The 22083-nt window shown below is 58.8% G+C and carries 19 protein-coding genes and 3 tRNA genes; 8 read left to right on the top strand and 14 right to left on the bottom strand.

The annotated features are described in order from the left end of the window. Positions 1-83 precede the first annotated feature (83 nt). Entirely contained in the window at positions 84-755 is a 672-nt protein-coding gene (locus BM132_RS03165) for a Bax inhibitor-1/YccA family protein (protein ID WP_039588756.1), read from the bottom strand. 124 nt (positions 756-879) lie between these two features. Here BM132_RS03165 and BM132_RS03160 point away from each other — a divergent pair. Together BM132_RS03160 and BM132_RS03155 are read left to right on the top strand one after the other, a co-directional pair. Beyond that, positions 880-967 (top strand) — tRNA-Ser (locus BM132_RS03160). 386 nt (positions 968-1353) lie between these two features. Continuing rightward, entirely contained in the window at positions 1354-3150 is a 1797-nt protein-coding gene (locus tag BM132_RS03155; protein ID WP_092453186.1) for a DAHL domain-containing protein, read from the top strand. Positions 3151-3535: 385 nt separating this feature from the next. Here BM132_RS03155 and BM132_RS03145 read toward each other — a convergent pair whose 3' ends face one another. After that, positions 3536-4435 carry a polysaccharide deacetylase family protein gene (locus BM132_RS03145; RefSeq protein WP_092453180.1) on the bottom strand — a complete coding sequence of 300 codons (900 nt, stop codon included), beginning with the start codon at positions 4433-4435 and terminating at the stop codon, positions 3536-3538. A 201-nt stretch (positions 4436-4636) separates the two neighbouring features. Between BM132_RS03145 and BM132_RS03140 the strand changes: the two genes are divergently transcribed. The 3 genes from BM132_RS03140 (at position 4637) to BM132_RS03130 (ending at position 5818) form a co-directional block, all read left to right on the top strand. After that, positions 4637-4891: a DUF6555 family protein gene (locus BM132_RS03140; protein WP_047226592.1), complete on the top strand. Its 255-nt coding sequence runs from the start codon at positions 4637-4639 to the stop codon at positions 4889-4891. Positions 4892-5040: 149 nt separating this feature from the next. Beyond that, positions 5041-5271: a hypothetical protein gene (locus tag BM132_RS03135; RefSeq protein ID WP_047226593.1), complete on the top strand. Its 231-nt coding sequence runs from the start codon at positions 5041-5043 to the stop codon at positions 5269-5271. Between the two features lie 121 nt (positions 5272-5392). Further along, positions 5393-5818, top strand: a complete 426-nt coding sequence (locus tag BM132_RS03130; protein WP_092453177.1) for a hypothetical protein — start codon at positions 5393-5395, stop codon at positions 5816-5818. Between the two features lie 17 nt (positions 5819-5835). Here the strand turns inward: BM132_RS03130 and BM132_RS03125 are convergent, their stop codons facing one another. Both BM132_RS03125 and BM132_RS03120 read right to left on the bottom strand, forming a co-directional pair. Further along, the gene (locus BM132_RS03125; RefSeq protein ID WP_092397840.1) at positions 5836-6063 is read right to left on the bottom strand and encodes a PLD nuclease N-terminal domain-containing protein; all 228 of its coding nucleotides are present in this window, start codon (positions 6061-6063) and stop codon (positions 5836-5838) included. A 93-nt stretch (positions 6064-6156) separates the two neighbouring features. Continuing rightward, positions 6157-6342 (bottom strand): hypothetical protein, encoded by a 186-nt coding sequence (locus tag BM132_RS03120; RefSeq protein ID WP_092397838.1) that lies wholly within the window; start codon positions 6340-6342, stop codon positions 6157-6159. A gap of 272 nt (positions 6343-6614) precedes the next feature. Between BM132_RS03120 and BM132_RS03115 the strand changes: the two genes are divergently transcribed. Continuing rightward, positions 6615-6977 (top strand): NUDIX hydrolase, encoded by a 363-nt coding sequence (locus BM132_RS03115; protein ID WP_092397836.1) that lies wholly within the window; start codon positions 6615-6617, stop codon positions 6975-6977. Between the two features lie 181 nt (positions 6978-7158). Further along, a complete protein-coding gene (locus BM132_RS27770) occupies positions 7159-7752 on the top strand; it encodes a hypothetical protein (protein ID WP_143092313.1) in 594 nt (197 codons plus the stop codon). Between the two features lie 181 nt (positions 7753-7933). Here BM132_RS27770 and BM132_RS27765 read toward each other — a convergent pair whose 3' ends face one another. From BM132_RS27765 to BM132_RS03095, 3 genes are all read right to left on the bottom strand, one after another. Next, complete coding sequence (locus BM132_RS27765) at positions 7934-8383, bottom strand: hypothetical protein (protein ID WP_143071636.1); 450 nt, start codon at positions 8381-8383, stop codon at positions 7934-7936. Positions 8384-8715: 332 nt separating this feature from the next. Further along, positions 8716-8802 (bottom strand) — tRNA-Leu (locus BM132_RS03100). Between the two features lie 191 nt (positions 8803-8993). After that, positions 8994-9067 (bottom strand) — tRNA-Cys (locus BM132_RS03095). Positions 9068-9445: 378 nt separating this feature from the next. Between BM132_RS03095 and BM132_RS03090 the strand changes: the two genes are divergently transcribed. Further along, positions 9446-10225 carry a TSUP family transporter gene (locus tag BM132_RS03090; protein WP_092453171.1) on the top strand — a complete coding sequence of 260 codons (780 nt, stop codon included), beginning with the start codon at positions 9446-9448 and terminating at the stop codon, positions 10223-10225. Here BM132_RS03090 and nudC read toward each other — a convergent pair. The 7 genes from nudC to tpx form a co-directional block, all read right to left on the bottom strand. Continuing rightward, entirely contained in the window at positions 10193-11023 is an 831-nt protein-coding gene (gene nudC / locus BM132_RS03085; RefSeq protein WP_092453168.1) for an NAD(+) diphosphatase, read from the bottom strand. The two genes, BM132_RS03090 and nudC, sit on opposite strands and share 33 nt — an antisense overlap. A 6-nt stretch (positions 11024-11029) precedes the next feature. Continuing rightward, positions 11030-11842, bottom strand: a complete 813-nt coding sequence (locus BM132_RS03080; protein ID WP_092453166.1) for a crotonase/enoyl-CoA hydratase family protein — start codon at positions 11840-11842, stop codon at positions 11030-11032. A 257-nt stretch (positions 11843-12099) separates the two neighbouring features. Further along, positions 12100-13581 (bottom strand): efflux transporter outer membrane subunit, encoded by a 1482-nt coding sequence (locus tag BM132_RS03075; RefSeq protein WP_092453163.1) that lies wholly within the window; start codon positions 13579-13581, stop codon positions 12100-12102. Next, positions 13578-16682: an efflux RND transporter permease subunit gene (locus tag BM132_RS03070; RefSeq protein WP_092453160.1), complete on the bottom strand. Its 3105-nt coding sequence runs from the start codon at positions 16680-16682 to the stop codon at positions 13578-13580. The genes BM132_RS03075 and BM132_RS03070 overlap by 4 nt, the downstream gene beginning before the upstream one ends. A 199-nt stretch (positions 16683-16881) precedes the next feature. Further along, positions 16882-19977 carry an MdtB/MuxB family multidrug efflux RND transporter permease subunit gene (locus BM132_RS03065; protein ID WP_092453157.1) on the bottom strand — a complete coding sequence of 1032 codons (3096 nt, stop codon included), beginning with the start codon at positions 19975-19977 and terminating at the stop codon, positions 16882-16884. After that, a complete protein-coding gene (locus BM132_RS03060; protein ID WP_092397818.1) occupies positions 19974-21290 on the bottom strand; it encodes an MdtA/MuxA family multidrug efflux RND transporter periplasmic adaptor subunit in 1317 nt (438 codons plus the stop codon). The genes BM132_RS03065 and BM132_RS03060 overlap by 4 nt, the downstream gene beginning before the upstream one ends. Positions 21291-21481: 191 nt before the next feature. Further along, entirely contained in the window at positions 21482-21982 is a 501-nt protein-coding gene (gene tpx / locus BM132_RS03055) for a thiol peroxidase (RefSeq protein ID WP_092453154.1), read from the bottom strand. Between the last annotated feature and the right edge of the window lie 101 nt (positions 21983-22083).

Genomic DNA, 22083 nt, shown 5'->3' with positions numbered 1-22083 from the left:
TTTTTTGCGGGCCATTGGCCATAACGAAAAATCGGGGACGAAAAAAAGCCCGCCGAAGCGGGCTTTCCATATCATGCATGTTATCAGTCGTCGCGACCCATCAGGCCGAACAGTTGCAACAGGCTGACGAACAGGTTGTAGATCGATACATACAGGCTGATGGTCGCCATGATGTAGTTGCGCTCGCCGCCGTGGATGATCGCGCTGGTCTGATACAGGATGCAGACCGACGAGAACAGCACGAAGCCGGCGCTGATTGCCAGTTGCAGGCCGCTGATCTGGAAGAAGAAGCTGGCCACTACCGCACCGAGCAACACGAAGAAACCGGCGGTGATGAAGCCGCTCAGGAAACTCATGTCCTTGCGCGAGATCAGCACGTAGGCCGACAGACCACCGAACACCAGCGCGGTCATGGCGAATGCCGAGCTGACCACTTCGGCGCCACCCTGCATGCCCAGGTAGCGGTTGAGGATCGGGCCGAGCAGAAAGCCCATGAAGCCGGTCAGGGCGAAGGCCGAAACCAGGCCCCAGGCCGAATCGCGGAGCTTGTTGGTGAGGAAGAAAAGACCGTAGAAACCGATCAGCACCACGAAGATGTTCGGGTAGCCGACGCGCATCTGTTGTGCAACGAAGGCCATCACACCGCTGAAAGCGAGCGTGAGAGCCAGCAGGCCATAAGTGTTGCGCAGGACGCGGCTAACCTCTAGCTGCTCAGCCTGCACGCTGTTGTTCACTGCGTAATCCTGTTCGCGCATGGCGACACTCCTCCGGTTTTGAAACATTCAGTGGCAAGGATGATAACAGACGCTCTGTAACAAGCTACGTAGAGAGTTTGACAGTGTGTTTCATTCGGGTATTATGGCGCCCGCAACGCAATACGGAGGTGTGGCCGAGTGGTTTAAGGCAACGGTCTTGAAAACCGTCGACTGTAACAGGTCCATGAGTTCGAATCCCATCGCCTCCGCCATCTTTATACAAAAAAGCCCTGATCAGTCAGGGCTTTTTTGCGTCTGACGCTTGGAAATCAGCCTCGCAACGCTCAGCCCTTCCTCGAAATCAGGTGCCCTCCCGCACCGCCCAGGTATCGCCTGTTGTTTTCCCGCGCTTCGGTCCACCTATGGCCACGTACATCGCGCTGACTCGTTAGCGCTACACTCACGCTATCGAGGTATTTAAGATCACCGTTAGCAGGGAGCTCAACGTGTACCCAGGCAAAAACAGACCCGCGCCACCTGCAAGCCACCCCATCAGCATTTCCCCCATCATCCCACGCCCTGAAAACCCGCCCTGCTTTGGGCACTCACCGGTTTCCCCAATCATTTCGCCAATCAACCGCCTGGACGGGAGGACCGCGTGACCCAGCTCATCAAAAAATATAAATGGCCTGCTTTATTGGCCGTCGCGCTGGTGGTTTTCTCGGCCTCGATATTCTTTTTAATCAAATCCTACACCTACGACGCCTCCACCTATTTCGAGTCCCGGGACTTCATCCGGCAACTCAAACAGGCCGACGCCAACTGGAACGTCAAAATCCTGCGAAAGAAGATCGGCATCAACAACAACCTGTCGCTGACCCCGCCACCTGAAGCGGCCAGTCGATGGGAGCAGTTGGAGCAGCTCAATAATTCCGGCCCTTTGGCGGCCCTTTGGGCGTCCAGGCGCCAAGGCTATGTGGAGGCGGTAAAGAACAAAAGCCTGCTGGTGGAGCAGTTCCAGCAACACAACACCCACTTACGCGCCGCTCTGGATGCGCTGCCACTTGCCGAGGACGACATCCAGACACGGCTCAGGGAGATAGACGCCGGCACTCCGATAAACCGTTTAGAGGTTACCTCCAGTGTCCTTGACCTGACTCTGACAACGCTTGAGTACGCCCTGTATGTCACCTCGGACAAGGCCGAAGAGGTAAAGAGCCAACTTCATGCGCTGGAGCAATACATCGCCCTACTGCCCCCATCCTACCTGCCGTCCTTTACCACGCTGACACAACATATTGAATCCATTATCCGGGACCAGCCGATCGTCAATGACCTTATTGACCGCATCAGTGTTATCCCGGTCGCCCAAGAGCTGGACAGTATTAACGAGCTGTTGAACGAAACCCAACGCAGGACCGCCGCAACCGAGCGCCAATATCATATCTATCTGGCTGTGAGCGCCGGCCTCATGGCGATTTTGATGATCTACCTTGTCGCGCGGTTGGTTCGCAGTTCCGCGCTCATCACTCAGATTAACCAGGAACTGCAATCCTCCAACGAACGGCTGGAAGAACGGGTGGAAGATCGCACTCGCGAGTTGATGCAGGCCGAACGTGAGCTGGTGGAGGCGGCGCGAATGGCGGGAATGGCCGAGATCGCGACAAACGTGTTGCATAACGTGGGGAACGTTCTCAACAGCGTGAATATTTCGGCGGACCTGGTGACCCGCAAGTTGAAAAACAGCAAGACGCTCGGTCTGGGCAAAGCGGTAAAAATGATGAATGAACATGCTGAGGATTTGGGCCGTTTCATCACCCTGGATGAAAAAGGCAAATTGTTGCCTCGCTATTTCAATGAGCTGGTCGAGTCCATCAATGCCGAACAGGGACTGCTCATTGACGAGCTGGCACAACTGACCAAGAGCATTGACCACATCAAGGAAATCGTCGCCACCCAACAAACCTACGCTGGCGCCGCGAGACTGATCGAGCCGCTCAATGTCAGGGATCTGTTCGAAGATGCGTTGCGCATGAACTCAGGCGCGCTGAGCCGGCACCATGTCACGGTCATCAAGGATTTTCAGGACATCCCCACCATCCTGGGAGACAAGCACCGGTTGCTGCTGATTCTGATTAACCTGATCAGCAACGCCAAATTCGCAATGTCGAATGTTTCCGGGCATCCACGGGAAATGACGCTGGGGATCCAGATCGTCGCCGAGAGCACGTTACGCCTCAGCGTCAAGGATCGAGGCGAGGGTATTGCGCCGCAGAACCAGGCTCGAATCTTCAACCACGGGTTCACGACCCGCAAGGACGGCCATGGATTTGGCTTGCACAGCTGTGCTCTGGCCGCAGTTGAAATGAATGGCCGTCTCTACGCCCAGAGCGATGGGCCTGGTCAAGGGGCCTTGTTCACCCTGGAGATCCCGCTGGAACTGGCCAATACCTGAACCACTGGAGCGAGTTGGCTGCGTGCAGCATCCTTCTGGGTTGCGCGCGTGCAGCCAACTCTGACCTGCGAACACGACCGTCTGGGCGGGGCTATTTAGTGTTAACCGATCGATCGCTTCGGTTTCTGCGCACCGGCAACGCCGCCGCGTAAGCCAGCGCTTCCTCACGGGAAGCAAAGGAGCCAAGCCGGTCCACCTGGGTGCAGACCCTCCATGGGCCGCTGTTCACACTGAGTACGTCGTAACCGTTGATGTGTACTTTCGTTAGCATCGCAGCACTCATAGTTACCTCCTGCTAGATAAACCTGAGATACGCCCTTTACCTTACACTCAGTTGGCACCAGGGCATCAACCGGACGTCGTAATTCCGGGAGCGACATGCCCATCAGGGTGAGCCCGAACCCCACAGTCTGTTCCATAACCCAGGCAGTTGCACCGGCTCGGTGCCGTCTTTGACGGTGCGAGCAAGCGCTGCTCGCTCAAGCGCCTGACGGTCGTCATAAAATGGCTTGGTGTCGATCTTCACCGCAGTTGCCTGGGCAGCGTCGAGCAGAATCTGCAGGTATTCCCGGGCGTGTCGTGCGGTGTAGCGATTGAGATCATGAAAGGTCACCACCACCGGAATGACCCCATCAACGGCAGGTATCTGTCCGATGGCGATACGTTCGCGCACTTCGCTGAGCTGACGTATGAGGTTGATTCGCCGTCTCGGACTGGCCGTGATGCCCCAGACTTTGCCGTCATTGGCGCTCAGATCGGTGAGCAACATGTGCAGGCCATGACGTCGGTAGGCCGCGAAGGTGCGGGTGTCGTAGCTCCAGAACGGCGGCCTCACCAGGCCAGGAGCTGCCCCCGTGATGGCGGCAATGTCGGCGCTCCCCTTGAGCAGCGACTGTTCCAGTTCATCAGGGCTGAGGAACCGGTGGTTGCTGTGCCCGGAGGTCGCGGTATGAAAGCCCAGCACATGTCCTTCTCGCTGTTCACGACGCATCACCGAACGGCCGATATCACTGCCACCGGCCCGCGATGCTCGCGTCTGCACGAAAAATACTGCTTTGATCCCCGGCTGCACCGGATTTTGCGCCAAGGCATCGAGCACGCTCATGCTCGGATTCCAGAAAGACGATGCGCTGGGCCCGTCATCGAACGTCAGCAGAAAGCGGATCGGCGGTTGCGTGCGAAGGCGTTGTTCGGTCTGCGCAGTCAGTTCGATGGGAGCGCTAATGCACCCCAGCAAAACGCTGGCAAGGGCTACGAGAGACAGCACCCTGGCGAAGATTTTCATTGTGTGCCTTTTATGGTGATCGCACTGACTCGCCTACGATCCATGGCTCTTGATGCCCAAGCCCAGCTTGGAGAAGGTTAACCGGGTTTGGTTCCCGGCCGCGAGCCTCGCCGCCCCGCTGATTTTTGACCGTTTGGAGATCCGATGGAATTTTCCGCACGCCTCTGCATCCATCCGTATAGAACTAATTAGGGAGGATTTATGGGCGGGCCATCGCTTTACATCATCGACTACATGCTCCATGGCGAGCCCAAGTCATTCATCATTCGTGCCGAAGTGATGAACAATTCCGAAGCTTGGCATTGGGCCAGTTGCGATGCGGGTGTCGGGCGCATCCCCAAATTCGGGAGGGAAAAGGTCAAGCGGGTGTCAAAACCACTGGCAGAAAAATACGGTATTACCGACGTGCGCTGGCGAGCCAGTGTCGCGCCGGCCTGGGTAAAGGAGTCAGGCTGAGTCCGCAACCCCTCTTCGGCGCACCGGCCGTCCGGCCGGGCGCCGTTTTCTTCGCCTGACCCGAAATAACTCAACTACGCTTAATTATCGGTACAACCCGCTGCTGGCGGGTTTTGTGGTGCCCTATACACACTCAATGGAGGTGCGACATGTCTGAAAAAGAGTCCATCACCACCGTGCTCACCTTGCTGGAATCGCGTCAGGCACGATTGGCGGCAGCCTGCAAGGAAATCGCTGACTGGGTCGATCATCAGGGCGGGCATCCTACCGCCGTGCGCATCCGGGATCGTCTCAATGACATCGAAAAAGACGCCCCCTCTATCCAGAGCGCGCTGACGTCCCTCAAGCCCGCCGAGCGACCATTGCCCAAGTTCCGCTAAAGCATTGCGCTGCACAGGTTCTTCCTCAAGCTCTACCGGTTGGAAAACCGATGGAACGCGGGCGTTCTTTGTGCCTCGATATTGATATGTATCGGAGCAAAGCCGCTAGAGGGAGAACACCATGTACGCCAGAACCCTGCTGCTGATAGCCTGTGCCAGCCCTGCCGTCGCCATGGCGCAAGGCTGCGATGTAATCACTCGGTCCCAGAGCCAAGCGATACCGAAGATTGAAACCCATAGTTGTTACGAATACAAAGGCGTGCCAGCCGAGGCGATTGGCTGGTCGTGCAGCAACGAAAGCAAAGGTGCGCTGAGTACGCAGAAGAACCCCGTCGAACGCTGCGCCGAGGGGTATGTGGCGACATGCCAGGCTCGACTGACTCAGGAAGCCCTGGCCAACCCACGCTCAACTAGCAAGGACCGCAGCGGCGGGTCGGCGAACATTCCCAACGACGCGCAAGTTACCTGGTACTACTACGACGCCGAACTATTGGCGCAAGCACAGAAAGACTGCGAAACCACCGGTGGGCGCTGGAAAAATCAATGAACGGTCAAGGCCCTTCCCTAGCCTTTGCTGTGCTCTGGCGACGACGGGCCTTCCTTCACACCGCGAGGGCCGGCCACGCCCCAGATGACCAGGCCCACCACAGGCAAGATGATCAGCAGCAGCGCCCAGCCCGCTTTGGTCCCGACCGTCTTGTCACTGCGAAACACACTGATGATCGCCCACAGATCCACAAGCAGCAAAAGCACCACAACGCCGATCCAGAAATAGCTGGCTAGTTCAGACATGGTCCAATCCTCTTAAGGTCTATGGTTTAGGCATACCCCCTGACGGTCCGTTCAAAGAATCTGCCATCGCCTCCCCCACACCCGGAATTTCATCTAACCCCGCTCATTCAGATAGGCGACCCACCGTTCATAAGCGTCATGCTGGCGCTGGACGGCTTGCTCCCAACTCACCCCGCTCGTTTGATGTGCGTCGACGAGCGCCATCATTTCTGACGTGGCCGCGTCCAGCTCCACGAGAAGCTCGTGGGATTTGATTTTGAAGTCTTCAACGGTGGTCATGTCTTTCTCACTTCCCCTCTAACCGAGGTTGGCTATCCACCCAACATGGATACGTTTTTTCCAAGCTGATTCAGTCGAGGCGATGATCGGTCTAATGCCCAGTCCAGACAGATAGCGAGTGCGGGAATGAAATGAAGTTCAGTCTTTCGCCGATTGCCGCGGTCGTACAGAGAGGCGCCCGGTAAAAACTGTAGTGGACAGCCCGTATGACATCGGGCTCAAATATTGCAGTTATATTTCAGTTTAATGACAGTCACTGATTGAGCAAGGCCATGAAAATTCGAGCGACCGTCATCTGCGAGGAAGATCGCCACATCTTGCTCGTGCGCAAGGCCAACAGCCGCTGGACATTGCCTGGTGGGACCGTGGAGCGCGGTGAAACCCATGCCGGGGCGGCCCTGCGCGAGTTGACCGAAGAGACCGGGCTGGACGCGCATAACCTGCTTTATCTGATGCGCATCAGCGACGGTGAAACCGAACACCACGTGTTCGAAGCCGCAGTCACCGATTCAAAGACAGCCCGGCCACAGAACGAAATCAGCGACTGCCTCTGGCATCCGCTGGACGCCATCGCGCAACTGCAAATGAAAAAGGGCACGCGGGAGATTCTCGAGGCATTTCGGCGCAGGTTGTGAACGCCGCTTGGTGGTGACCGAGCAACGCCTACAAAAGCGGACTGGGAATCACGCCCTGCCATCCTCACTTCGGAAAGAATAATTAGTTCAACGACCACAAAAGATTAATTTCTTAGCTACAGTTTCTTCGCACTCTTAAATAAATCAACTCATTCGCCCATCGCGCCGAGGGACCTCAACGATGCCAATGACACTGGATCTTGCACAAAAAGAAAAGTGGATTTCGGAAATGAAAACATTGACAACCCATGCCAAATGGGGCGTGCAGCTAGTACTTAATCTGCCAACAGGCATGAAAAACAGAATCCCTTTGTATCCATGGCTAAAGGGGCCTGAGACCTTATCGGAAAGCGAACCCACACTCCCCACCCAACGTCCACCCACTTCAATGAACTGTTGGGAGTCACTGCTTGTTTCAGGATACTATGCAGGCCTATGGAATAAAAATTACATAGTAAAAGCAATTACAAAAACAGCCGGAACCGGAAATGAAGATTCTGGCTTTAGCAAGCTCGCCTGGTATATGAGTCGTAACGGCACTCCGTTCATGCCTAACAGATACAGGGCTGAGGAACGGGCGCTAATCATAATGTTTGGCGATACCGGCGAGCACTTCGCCTTAACGTGCGGAGAGGGGAAAATCATTGAACTCGATAAAGCCGCCCAAGGCGTAACGGATCTACAGAATACATTGCAAAGGGCGCCTTACTACACTTACAAGCGTGTCTATGTTGCGCCCCCACCCACCCTATCAGAACTCAATGAAATCACATGAACTCATCTTGCCTGCGGGAGATATGAAAATAAATGCAGCCATTGCTCCCCCAGAACGGCCTGGGCCTGGATGCTGCGCTTCCGCTAGTCGCGCCGCTGCGAAACGAATACGTGATAACAGAAAACATGTCACGCAAACTTTAGATCACCTGTAACCGCGAAGCCTCGCGCATCAAAATCAATCATGGACCGAACACTAAATCCTCAGCCTGTTGAAAAGTTAACACCTGAGTGAGCTCAATCTTTAGATACCTATAAGCTCTAGGGTTAAATTTAATCTGCACAGCTGGGTTTTCACTAGCATTCGACAGCCAATCATAATTATTGCAATAGTCTGCAGGTATGTTCTGCCACTGCTGAGCCTCCGGAACCGCAAAGCTCTCCATATCGACCAATTCCTGAGCACAATATACAGACCATATATCAACACCCTCCGGAGGAACAACAGCAGAAGCAATCCCATACCCATAAGTATAAAGAGCCGGTGTTTTTTTAAAAGATCTTATTACATAAAAACCACTTCCCAACTCCCCTCCTGATGCATGATCCCAAGCCCCAGGCATGACTTTTAGACCGCTTGTTAAGGATGCCCTATGCCCAGATCTAGTAGCGTGAAACCCTATTAATTTCATAGAAAACTCCATTTAAGTTACACGCAGCGTCCAACGCTAAAATGAACCACCCGCACAGACTGAGTGATTTGACTCTTAAAAGACCGAGACACCTAGATTAATAGATCAGTTTCCTTATCCAAGCTTAATGCCAGCTATCAAGAAATAGACCATTCCCGAATAAAACGCCAATACGCCAGCCATCGCCCCCGACGGGGCTTAAGCCCGGAAGGCGGCCGGAGTCGCGAAGGCTGACTTTCAGATGCGCGATTTGCGAGCAAAGGTCCAAAATAGCGGACCAGAAACGAACAAGGGTTTGCATCAGCTTTCGCTCGCAAACCCTTGATTTTAGATGGTGCCCGAAGCCGGAATCGAACCGGCACGCCCTTACGAGCGGGGGATTTTAAGTCCCATGCGTCTACCAGTTTCGCCATTCGGGCGGTAGCGCGTTCAAGCCTATGGACATCGGCGGGGCAGATGTCCAGTCGAGGCTGGTGCAGCAAGAGGGGGAATATATACATCCCTTCCCGGCGAAGCAAGGTTGCTTCTGTCCTTTTCAAGACAAAAACTTGTCATCGCTCCAAAAATAAAAAAGCTCCGTAAATCATGGATCTACGGAGCTGTTTTAAAGTGGAGGCCGAAGTCGGAATCGAACCGGCGTAGGTGGATTTGCAATCCACTGCATAACCATTTTGCTATTCGGCCTCAAGACGTTTGATGCAAGAAAGCCACATCAACCGCGTACAAACCTGATCAGGAAACAAGACGCTTACGAAGCTCTATCTCCTTGAAAACATTGAGATTTTTTACGTCCCAGTGCGTTCGATGGGCGCAATTATGTACTCATTTGCCTAGGCTGACAACCCCTTGATTTCAAAAAAAATTCGTCTAAAGGCCAGCTTCCGCCCGACGAGCACATGGGTGTGCAAAGGCTTCTGGGCGGCTGCTTCGCACCCCAGCGGGCAAGCTCCCTCGCCACGGAGGATTTCAGGGACCCTGGAGGAGTCGCAGCCCTGCCCCATTTATGGGTAACATACCGGCCTTCCCTGCAGCCACCTGCACCCTGCCAAATAAGCCCATTTCATGCCCTTCGAACTCAGCGTTGACCTTACCACCCTCGCTATCCTTATCCTCGTCGCCTTCATTGCCGGTTTCATCGATGCCATTGCCGGTGGAGGTGGCCTGTTGACCACCCCGGCCCTGCTGACCGCCGGCTTGCCTCCCCATCTGGTCCTGGGCACCAACAAGCTCAGCTCGACCTTCGGTTCGGCCACAGCCAGTTTCACGTTCTACAAGCGCAAGTTGTTCCATCCAAGGCAGTGGACCCATGCCCTCGTTGGCACGTTGATCGGTGCCCTGGTTGGCGCGATCGTCGCCCATTACCTGCCCGCCGAGTGGCTGAACAAGATGCTGCCGGTGATTGTTTTCGCCTGCGGCCTGTACCTGTTGTTCGGTGGCACGCCCAAGGCGCCGCTAGACAGCAATGCGCCGATCAAGAAAACCTGGCAAGCGCCCCAGGGTTTCAGCCTGGGCTTTTACGACGGCGTGGCCGGTCCTGGGACGGGTGCGTTCTGGACGGTCAGCAGCCTGCTGCTCTATCCCATCGATCTGGTCAAGGCCAGTGGTGTGGCCCGCAGCATGAATTTCGTCAGCAACATCGCGGCGCTGTCGGTGTTCATTTTTTCGGGGCAAGTGGACTGGATCATCGGCCTGAGTATGGGCCTGTCGGTGATGGTGGGGGCGTTCTTCGGCGCTCGCACCGCCATCAGCGGCGGCGCGAAGTTCATCCGACCAGTATTCATCACCGTGGTGCTGGGCTTGACCGTGCGTCTAGCCTGGCAGCACTGGTTCAGCATGGCCTAAGCGCCGCGCCACATAGAGGTCGATCAGGTAGCGGGCGATGGAACGCGAGGCCGGCAGCGGCGGCAGGTTGTGCACGTTGAACCACTGCGCATCTTCGATCTCATCTTCCTGCCTGACGATGTCGCCACCGGCATATTCAGCGTGGAAGCCCAGCATCATCGAATGGGGAAACGGCCAGCACTGACTGCCGACGTACTGAATGTTCTTCACCTCGATGCTGACTTCTTCGCGCACCTCACGAATCAGGCAATCCTCGGCCGACTCACCTGGCTCGGCGAACCCGGCCAGCGTGCTGTAGACCCCCGTGACGAAGCGAGGCGAACGGGCCAGCAGGACTTCATCGCCACGGGTGATCAGCACGATCATGCTCGGCGAAATCCGCGGGTAATGCCGCAAGTCACAGGCATCGCAGTACATCGCCCGTTCCCGGGCAATCTGGCTCATGCGTTTGCCACAGCTGCCGCAGAAACGGCACTCCCGAGCCCAGGTGCCGATCTGCGCGGCATAGCCCAGGACCTTGTACAGCGTGTGATCATCCTCGAGCATGAAGGCCCGCAGGCCCTTCCAGTTGCAACCGGGGACGTCCTGTGGGCTGTGCAGCTCCAGCAGATAGACCGGCTCGCCATCCAGGTGGCCAATGCCATGCTCGGCGAGGATCGACAGGTCTTGGCGCTTGAGCCAGTCGCGGGGAAACAGCGCGCCGTTGTCATCGAACAGAAAGCCTTCCGGGCTGCGGGCCACGGCCCACCCCCCCGGGAGATCGGTATCGAGTACTGCGGTGGTCCAGCGTGAAATCATGATCAATCAATCCAGAAATTCAGGTTTCTGTTTGCTCATATGGGCGGCCATGGCCACGCGCAGGTCGGTCGATTGCAGCATGGCGGCGTTCCAGGTGGCGACGTATTCCAGCCCGTCGTCAATGCGGTGGTCGCGCATGTAGCTGATCATTTCCTTGGTACCGGTCACGGCGATCGGCGACTTGGCGGCGATTTCCCGCGCGATGCCCATCACACCGTCAAGCAGGCTGGCGGTATCACTGTAGACACGATTGACCAGGCCGATGCTGCGCGCCTCGTCGGCACCAAAAGTGCGCCCCGTATAAGCGAGTTCACGCAGCATGCCGTCCCCGATGATCCGGGGCAAGCGTTGCAATGTGCCAACATCGGCCGCCATGCCGATATCGATTTCCTTGATGGAGAACTGCGCGTCCTCGGCGGCATAACGCATGTCGCAGGCTGAGATCAGGTCGATGGCGCCGCCCAGGCAATAACCCTGGATCGCTGCCAGCACCGGTTTGCGGCAGTTGTCCACGGCATTGAACGAGGCTTGCAGCTGCTGGATCTTGCGGCGCAACAGGCGTGCGTTGCGCCCGACGTCCTTGCCCAGGTCATTGGCCACGGCGGCCAGCATCATCAGGTCGATGCCCGAGGAAAAGTGTTTGCCGGCCCCGCTCAATACCACCACCCGCGCTTCGTCGGTATCGTCGATCCATTGGAAGATTTCGACGATCTCGCTCCAGAACGCGGCGTTCATTGCATTGATCTTGTCCGGTCGATTGATCTGCACATGGGCGATATTGTCTGCAAGTTCGACGGTGAACGCTTGGTATTGCGACATGGCAGTGATCCTTTACCGGCTGAAAAAGAGGCCTGAACTATAACAAGTCCACGCACCGGGTCGTAGACAGTGCATCGGCCAAAAGCGGGACCTGGCGACCTGCCATGAAGATCAACCCTGTGGCGAGGGGATTTATCCCCGCTGGGGCGCGAAGCGGCCCCTGCATCGTGCCTGGCACACAGCAGCGACAGAAGTATTTAGGGGCTGCTGCGCAGCCCAGCGGGGATAAATCCCCTCGCCACAGGGGTCACCTTCGATCAGGGTTTCTCACTCGCCTGCATCTGCCCATCCCACCCACCGCCCAACGCGGCGATCAGTTGCACACTTGCGATCAACCGGCTCTGTTGTAAGGTCAGCACACTGCGTTCGTTACTCAGCGCGGTGGCCTGGACCGTGACGACATCCAGATAGGCAATCAGCCCCGCTCGGTACTGGTTCTGGGTCAGGCGCAAGGATTCGCGGGCGGCGTCCAGGGCCTCTTGGCGCACGCGGGCTTCGTCCTCGAGGACTTTGAGCTGAATCATGTAGTTTTCCACTTCGCGAAAACCGTCGAGCACCGTCTGGCGATAGGTAGCGACCGTCTGGTCGTAGGCCGCGACGGTGCGGTCGACTTCCGCCGAACGCTGACCGCCATCGAACAGCGTCATCGCCAGTTGCGGTCCCACCGACCAGAAGCGATTCGGCACACTCACCCAGTTATCATAGGTACTGCTGCTGTAACCGCCGCTCAAGCTCAGGGTCAGGTCCGGGTAATAGGCGGCCTTGGCCACGCCGATGTTGGCATTGGCGGCCATCACCGAGCGCTCCGCCGAGGCAATGTCCGGCCGGCGCTCAAGCAGCTGCGAGGGCAGCGCCACGGGGATTTGTGGAAGCGCCGGAATGTTCTGGGTTTCTGCCAGGTTGAATTCGGCCGGCGGCAGACCGATCAGCACAGCGATGGCGTTTTCGAATTGGGCCCGTTGCCAGATCAGGTCGATCAAGTCGGCCTGGGTGGTCTTGAGCTGGTTCTGCGCTTGAGCCACCGCATCCCTGCCGGATACGCCGGCGCGGTACTGGTTTTCGGTCATTTTCAGCGAGCGCTGATAGTTGTCCACGGTCGTCTGCAACAAGCGTTTCTGCTCGTCGATCACCCGCAATTGCAGGTAGTTCTGCACCAGCTCAGATTGTTGGCTCAAACGCATGGCGGCCAGATCGGCGAAGCTGGCCTCGGCGCTGGCTTCATTGGCTTGCAGGGAGCGACGCAACTTGCCCCAGACGTCCGCCTCCCAACTGACACCGGCCTGGGCGCTGTAGGTGTCGCGGATACCACTGGCCGAACTGCTCAGGCTCGAATTGCTGCTGCCGGTGCCCTGGCTGGAGCGATTCTTACCGACGGTCAGGTCCACGGTGGGGAAAAATGCGCCCCGGGCACTGCGAACCAAGGCCTGGGCCTGACGGTACTGGGCTTCGGCCTGGGCCACGGTCTGGTTGGAGGTGTTGAGTTGCTCCACCAGGCCATTGAGCCGGGCATCGCCGTACAACTCCCACCAGGCACCCCGGGCCAATGCGTCGCTGGGATTGGCCTGGCGCCAACCCTCAGCCTCCTTATACTGCACGGGCGCCACGGCTGCTGGGCGCTGGTAATCCGGGCCGATGGCGCAGGCGCTGAGCATCGCCACGCACAGCGTCAGGCTCAGCAGCCGCGAGCCACGGGCGGTCGCCAACGGTGCGACAAGATTGAAAAGCGAGCGGTCGGTCATAGCGGAGTTTCCAGGGCAGCATCAGTGCGCACGCCGCGCCAGCGGTTGAAGCGATGGCGCAGTTTGTCGAGATAGAGGTAAACCACAGGCGTGGTGTAGAGGGTCAGGATCTGGCTGAACACCAGCCCGCCGATGATGGTCAGGCCCAGCGGCTGGCGCATCTCCGAGCCTTCGGCACCGCCAAGCAATAGCGGCAAGGCACCGAGGATCGCCGCCAGCGTAGTCATCAGAATCGGCCGCAAGCGCAGCAGGCAGGCGTTGCGGATCGAGTCCTGCGGCGACTGCCCGCCGCGCTCCAGTTGCAACGCCAGGTCGATCATCAGGATCGCGTTTTTCTTCACCACGCCAATCAGCAGGAACAAGCCCAACAACGAGATCAGGCTGAACTCGCCGCCCAACAAGTAAATCGACAGCAGTGCGCCGACACCGGCCGACGGCAATGTAGACAGGATGGTCAGCGGATGAATGTAGCTCTCGTACAACACACCCAGCACCAGATACACCGCCAGCAATGCCCCCAGAATCATGAACGGCTGGCTTTTCTGGGTTGCCGCGAACGCATCGGCGGTGCCGGCCATTTTTGCGATGATGTCTTCGGGCATCCCTAGCCTGGCAATCGCCCTCTCGATGGCAGCCGTGCCCTGCTCCACCGTCACACCCTCGGCCAAATCGAACGATATGTCCTCGGAGGCGAACTGCCCCTCATGGCTGACCCGATCATCCTCCAGGCTGCTCTCATAATGCGCGATGGTCGACAGGGGCACCCGCGCGCCGTCAGCGGTAATGACCTGGACCTGCTCGAGGGTGCTCGGGTCCTGGGCGTACTTGGGGTTGACCTCCATCACCACCTGATACTGGTTGAGGCTGTCATAGATGGTGGATATCTGCCGCTGGCTGTAGGCGTTGTTCAACACCGAGGTGACCATGTCCATGTCGATGCCCAGGCGCTTGGCCTGATCGCGGTCCACCACCAGCGTGATCTGCTGGGCGCCGCCGCCGTCACGAGCGTCGATGGCGGTCAGTTCCGGCAAGGCCCTGAAGGCCGCCGCGACTTTGGGGTACCACTGGCGTAGCGACGCCAGATCACCGCTCTGCAGGATGTAGGAATACTGCGAGGTGGTCTGCTCACGGCCACCACCAAACTGCAGGTCCTGGTCGGCCATCAGCATCAAGCGGCCACCCGGCACCAGGGGCATCTCCTTGCGCAAGCGCTCGATGACTTTCTGCGCGGAGATCCCGCGCTCGTTGATCGGTTTGAGGCGCACCAGCATGAAGGCATTGTTGGTGCCGTTGTTGCCGCCGATGAAGCCCGCCACGCTTTCTACCGCTTCGTCCTTGAGCACGGCGCGACGAAATATTTCCATCTTCGGCTGCATCACATTGAAGGACAGTCCGTCATCCCCACGCACAAAGCCGATCAACTGCCCGGTGTCCTGCTGAGGCATGAAGGTTTTCGGCACCACCACGTAGAGTGCGATGTTCACCCCTATGGTCACCAGCAGGCTCAGCAAGGTCAGGCGCCGGTGGCGCAGCACCCAGTCCAGGCTGCGCGCGTAACCACGGACCATCCGCTCGTTGAGGCGCCGGCTCCAGCGCTGCAAGCCATTCTCCTGCCCCGGCACGTGGGGCTTGAGCCAACGAGCGCAGAGCATCGGCGTGAGGGTCAGCGACACCACCAGCGAGACCACGATGGCCGCCGCCAGGGTGATGGAAAACTCGCGAAACAGGCTCTCGATAATCCCGCCCATGAACAGGATCGACAGAAACACCGCCACCAGTGAGACGTTCATCGACAGCAGCGTAAAGCCCACCTCTTCGGCGCCCAGGTAGGCTGCCTTCATGGGCGGTACGCCTTCGTCGATGTGCCGGGAAATGTTCTCCAGCACCACGATGGCGTCGTCCACCACCAGGCCAGTGGCGAGGATCAACGCCATCAACGACAGGTTGTTCAAGGAGAAACCGTAGAGGTACATCACCGCAAACGTACCCACCAGGGACACCGGCACCGCCAGGGTCGGGATCAATGAGGCACGGAAGTTACCCAGAAACAGGAACACCACCAGCACCACCAGGGCCACGGCAATCAGCAGCGTCATTTCCGCCTCGTGCAGCGTGGCCTTGATCACTGGCGAGCGATCCATGGCCAGGTTCAGCTTGACGCTGGCCGGCAGCACGGCCTGCAACGCCGGCAGCTGGTTCTTGATCTCGTTGACCGTCTCGATGATGTTGGCGCCGGCCTGGCGGTTGATCACCAACAGCACGGCTGCGTCATCATTGAAGAACCCGCTGTTGTAGCGGTCTTCGACGCCGTCGGTGACTTTTGCCACATCCTTGAGCCGCAGCACTGAGCCGTCCTGGTAACGGATGATCAGCGTTTCGTAATCCTTGGCCTTCTCCAATTGATCGTTGGCCTGGATTTGCCACATGCGTTGTGCGTCCTCGACCGACCCCTTGGGCCGGCGCACATTGCTGTCGGCAATGGCGCTGCGCACATCATCCAGGGCCACGCCGTACTGGTTGAGCAGTTGCGGCTCCAGTTCGATGCGCACCGCTGGCAAGGAACTGCCGCCAATCTGCACCTCGCCCACGCCCGAGACTTGGGACAGACTCTGGGACAGGATGGTTGAAGCCAGGTCGTAGAGCTGGCCCTTCTCCAGCACATCCGAGGTCAGCGACAGCACCATGATCGGCGCCTGGGACGGGTTGACCTTCTTGTACGTGGGCATGCTGCGCATGCCACTGGGCAACAGGTTGCGCGAGGCATTGATGGCCGCCTGCACTTCCCGCGCCGCGCCGTTGATGTCGCGGTCCAGGTCAAATTGCAGGATCACCCGGGTAGAGCCCTGGCTGGATCGGCTGCTCATGGTATTGACCCCGGCGATGGCGCCGAAGGAACGCTCGAGCGGCGTAGCCACCGTCGCCGCCATTACCTCGGGGCTGGCCCCCGGCAAGTTGGCCTGGACCACGATCACCGGAAAATCCATCTGCGGCAGCGGCGCAACCGGCAGCAGGCCAAAGCTCACACCTCCCAGGAGCATGATTGCAAAGCTCAGGAGCATGGTCGCTACGGGGCGGCGGATGAAAGGGCCGGAGAGGTTCATCAGCAACCGCTCCAGGCTTCAGAGCAAAGGCCGAGAGAAATCGCCGGGCTTTTGTGGCGAGGGGATTTATCCCCGCTTGAGTGCGCAGCGCTCACCAAAGGGGCCGCTGCGCAGCCCAACGGGGATAAATCCCCTCGCCACAAAAAGCCCCCCGGCTTCAAGCCCTCGGGCGTTGATTCTTGCCTGTAATCCGTCGCTGTCATACCCGCACCTCTTGCCCATCAGGCTTGGCAAAGCGGCGTCCCAGGCGGTCGAAATACAGGTAAATCACCGGCGTGGTGAAGAGCGTCAGCACCTGGCTCACCAACAACCCCCCCACCATCACCAGCCCCAAAGGCTGGCGCAGTTCGGCGCCGGAACCGGTGGCGAGCATCAGTGGCACCGCACCGAACAGGGCCGCCAGGGTGGTCATCAGGATCGGCCTGAAACGCAGCAGCGCGGCCTGGTAGATGGCCGTCTGCGGGTCCATGCCCTGGTTGCGTTCGGCATCGAGGGCGAAGTCGATCATCATGATCGCGTTTTTCTTGACGATGCCGATCAGCAGGATGATGCCGATGATCGCGATCATGCCCAGGTCATTGCCGCTGATGATCAGCGCCAGCAAGGCCCCGATGGCCGCCGAGGGCAATGTGGAGAGAATCGTGATCGGGTGGATGTAGCTCTCGTACAAAACACCGAGGACGATGTACATGGTCACCACCGCCGCCAGGATCAGCAGCAAGGTGCTCGACAGCGAGGCCTGGAACGCCTGGGCCGCGCCCTGGAACTGGGTTTGCACCCCCACCGGCATGCCAATGTCCTGCTGGACTTTCTCGATCACGTCAACCGCATGCCCGAGGGCAACGCCCGGCGCCAGGTTGAACGACATCATCACCGCCGGGAACTGGCCGATGTGAGCAATGGCCAACTGCGCCTGACGCTCCTCGACCCGGGCCAGGCTCGACAACCGCACTTGGCCGCCATCGTTGGTCTTGACGTGAATCTGATCCAGCGCCTGCGGCCCGATGCGCTCCCCGGCCTGGGCCTGCAACACCACCCGATACTGGCTGGCTTGGGTGTAGATGGTGGAAATCTGCCGCTGGCCAAAGGCGTCGTACAGGGCATCGGTAATGTCGGACACCGATACGCCCAGGCGAGACGCGGCGTCGCGGTCAATCACCAGGTAGACCTGCAACCCTTTGTCCTGCAAGTCGCTGGCGACGTCGGTCAACTCTGGCTGCTGGGCCAACGCTTCGACCAGACGATCGCTCCAGAGACTGAGCAACTCGGCATCCGGCGAAGACAGGCTGAACTGGTACTGGGTGCGGCTGACCCGGTCTTCGATGGTCAGGTCCTGCACCGGTTGCAGGAACAGACGGATGCCCACCAGCCGATCCAGTTGTGGCTGCAAGCGGGCAATGATTTCGGTGGCGCTGTCATCCCGTTCGCTGTGGGGCTTGAGATTGATCAGCAGCCGGCCGCTGTTGAGCGTGGCGTTGTCACCGTCCACGCCGATGTAGGAAGACAGGCTCTGCACCGCCGGATCGGCCAGGATCACCTTGGCCAGTTGCTGTTGACGCTCGCTCATGGCAGCGAAGGAAATCGACTGCGGTGCCTCGGAAATTCCCTGGATCACACCGGTATCCTGCACCGGGAAAAAACCCTTGGGCACGGCCAGGTACAACACCACCGTCAGCACCAGGCTGCCGACAGCGACCAGCAGGGTCAGCGGCTGATGCTTGAGCACCCACTGCAACTTGCGCCCGTAGGCGGCGATCATCCAGTCGATCCAGGCGCCGCTGGCGCGGTAGAAACGCCCCTGCTCTTGCTCCTTGGGCTCACGCTTGAGCAACCGGGCACACATCATCGGCGTCAGGGTCAGGGACACCACCAGGGAAATCAGGATCGCCACCGCCAGGGTGATGGCGAACTCGCGAAACAAGCGTCCAACCACGTCGGCCATGAACAGCAACGGGATCAGCACCGCGATCAGTGACAGCGTCAGTGAGATCAGTGTAAAGCCAATCTGCTTCGCGCCCTTGAGCGCGGCCTGCATGGGGCTTTCGCCCTCCTCGATGTAGCGGGCAATGTTTTCCAGCATGACGATGGCATCGTCCACCACGAAACCGGTGGCAATGGTCAGGGCCATCAGCGTCAGGTTGTTGATGGAAAAACCGGCCAGGTACATCACGCCGAACGTGCCGATCAGCGACAACGGTACAGCCACCGACGGAATGATCGTGGCACTGACCCGACGCAGGAACAGGAACGTCACCATAACCACCAGGGCGATGGCGATCAGCAGTTCATGCTGGACGTCGGTGACCGAAGCGCGAATGGTCTGGGTGCGGTCAGTCAGCACTGTCACGTCCAGGCCGGCCGGCAGGTTGTCGGTGATGCTTGGCAGCAGGGCCTTGATCCGGTCCACCACCTCGATGACGTTGGCCCCCGGCTGGCGCTGGATGTTCAACAGCACGGCCTGGTTTTCGTTGGCCCAGGCGGCAAGGCGTTCATTCTCGGCGCCATCGACGATCTGCGCGACATCCTTGAGGCGCAACGGAGCGCCGTTGGCATAGGCGAGGATCAGCTCGGCGTAGTCCTTGGGCGAGGTCAACTGATCGTTGGCATCGAGCATCGAGACCCGGGTCGGTCCGTCGAAGTTGCCCTTGGGCTGGTTGACGTTGGAGGCGCCGACCAGGGTGCGCACATCCGCCAGGTTCAGACCTGCGGCTGCCAGGGCCTCGGGATTGACCTTGATCCGCACGGCCTGGCGCTGGCCGCCGGCGATCGAAACCATGCCGACGCCGCTGATCTGGGCGATTTTCTGCGCCATGCGGGTGTCTACCAAATCATTGAGCTTGGGCAGCAGCATGGTCTTGGAGGTGATCGCCAGGGTCAGCACCGGGGTGTCGGCCGGGTTGACCTTGTTGTACACCGGCGGGGCCGGCAGGTCATTGGGCAGCAGGTTGGTGGCTGCGTTGATCGCCGCCTGCACCTGTTGCTCGGCGACATCCATGTTGATGTCGAGGCTAAAACGCAGGGTAATCACCGACGCGCCGCCGGAGCTGGTAGACGCCATTTGCGTCAGGCCCGGCATCTGCCCGAACTGTCGCTCCAAGGGGGCGGTCACGGCGCTGGTCATCACGTCGGGACTGGCGCCCGGGTACAGGGTCATCACGCGGATGGTCGGGTAATCGACCTGGGGCAATGCCGACACCGGCAACAACCGATAGGCGATCAGACCCGCCAACACAATGGCCAGCATGCTCAGGGTGGTGGCGACCGGGCGAAGGATGAACAGACGCGAGAGGTTCATGCGCCGCCCTTTTTCGCCTTGTCGGCCTCGGCCGGTTCAGCCGGGGCCGCCGCCGTTTTGCCCTGCAGGTGTTCGGTCGGCGTGGTGGGCACGTCCTGGCTGTCGTTGACTACATCGACCTCACTGCCTTCCTTCAGGCGATCGGTGCCCTCAAGCACCACCCGATCCCCCGCTGCCAGGCCTTCGGTGACTACGGTGTTTTCGCCGTCGCTGGCGCCGATCTTCAGCTTTCTGATGGTGACTTTTTTATCGCCATCCAGGGCGTAGACGAAGGTGCCGTTGGTGCCGAACTGAATCGCAGCGGTCGGCGCCAGGACTACATTTTTGAGGGTGTCGGCCAACAGATGCACATTGACGAACTGGTTGGGGAACAGCGACTGGTCGCGGTTATCGTAGCGAGCCTTGAACTTCAGGGTGCCGGTGGTGATGTCGATCTGGTTGTCCAGGCTTTGCAGCACACCGCTGGCCTGCAGCTTCAGGTCACTACGGTCCCAGGCTTCCACTGGCAGCTTCGCCCCGCTGCGATAGCGGTCAAGCACGGTATCAAGGTTGGTTTCCGGTAGCGTAAACACGACGCTGATGGGTTGCGTCTGGGTGATGACCGCCAGCGCGGTAGTGTCGTTGGCGGCCACCAGATTGCCAACATCCAGTTGCCGCAACCCGACCCGGCCGGAGATCGGCGCCCGGATCCTGGTGAACTCCAGATTGAGCTTGGCGTCGTTGACCGCCGCCTGGTTGGTCTTGACCGTCCCCTGGTACTGGCCCACCAAGGCGGCGGCGGTATCGAGGGTCTGTTTGGCGATGCTGTCCTCGGCATACAGGCCACGATAACGCTCGAGGTCTACCTGGGCATTTTTCAGTTGGGCCTGATTCTGCAGCAGCGTGCCTTCGGCCTGGAGCAAGGCGTTCTGGTAGGGACGCGGGTCGATCTCAGCCAGCAGGTCTCCGGCCTTGACCATTTGCCCTTCTTCGAAGGCGATCTTGACCAGCTCGCCACCCACCCGGCTGCGCACGTTGATGGTATTGAGGGCCGTGACGGTGCCCAACGCCTTGTAGTAAAGCGGAAAATCACCGGTGACTGCCGGCGCTACCCGAACCGGTACCGGCCCTGTCGCCCCCCCAAACCCTGGTCGCATCCCGCCCGACCGCCCCGTCTGCTCAGCAGGCGCTTTTTGCCCTGCTCCGGGCTTTTGGTCCGTACCGGCGGGCCAGAACTTCCAGGCCAGCGCCGCGACGATCAATACGACGACCAGGCCAAACAGCCAGCGACGGGATTTGTGGGAAACAGAGGATTGCATGGAATGATCAACCATTGGGCGCGTGGGCTTCTTTTACGGGAGGCTGAACGATAAGCACTGGCGGGTATTTAGCAAAGCGCCTTTACCGGCAATTTACCTTGGGCTTACCTATCGCGTAGTTGGCTAAGGTCTTGAAGCACAAATGAAAACGGCCTGGTCGTGGCCAGGCCGTTAACAATTGTAATAAAAACGTTATTACAGGAGCGTTATTTAAGAGCAGCGAGCGCAGCGTCGTAGTTCGGCTCTTCAGCGATTTCCTTGACCAGTTCGCTGTGCAGCACGTTGTCGTTTTCGTCCAGCACCACCACGGCACGGGCGGTCAAGCCTTTGAGCGGGCCATCAGCAATCGCCACGCCATAATTTTCGATGAACTCAGCGCCGCGCAGCGTGGACAGGTTCTGGACGTTTTCCAGGCCTTCGGCACCGCAGAAACGCGCCTGGGCGAACGGCAGGTCAGCCGAGATGCACAGCACCACAGTGTTGCTCAGTTCGTTGGCCTGGGCGTTGAACTTGCGCACGGAGGTGGCGCAGGTCGGGGTGTCGACGCTTGGGAAAATGTTCAGCACTTTGCGCTTGCCGGCGAAATCCTTCAAAGAAACGTCGGACAGATTGCCGGCTACCAGGGAAAAGGCTGGCGCCTTGGAACCGGCTTGTGGCAACTGGCCGTTGACTTGAACCGGGTTGCCTTTGAGGGTGACTTGAGCCATGAACGGATTCCTTCTGACAGGTTTGAAAATGGTGAGGCCGGAGTTAACCATGAAATGGTTCTGCGACCTATGGTTGGACATAAAAAGTCATGGCTTGGCGG

It is taken from the genome of Pseudomonas sp. NFACC45 (genome assembly GCF_900113505.1).
Classification (GTDB): domain Bacteria; phylum Pseudomonadota; class Gammaproteobacteria; order Pseudomonadales; family Pseudomonadaceae; genus Aquipseudomonas; species Aquipseudomonas tehranensis.
The sequence above is the reverse complement of the archived record's forward strand: the minus strand, read 5'-3'. Positions and strand labels throughout refer to the sequence as shown.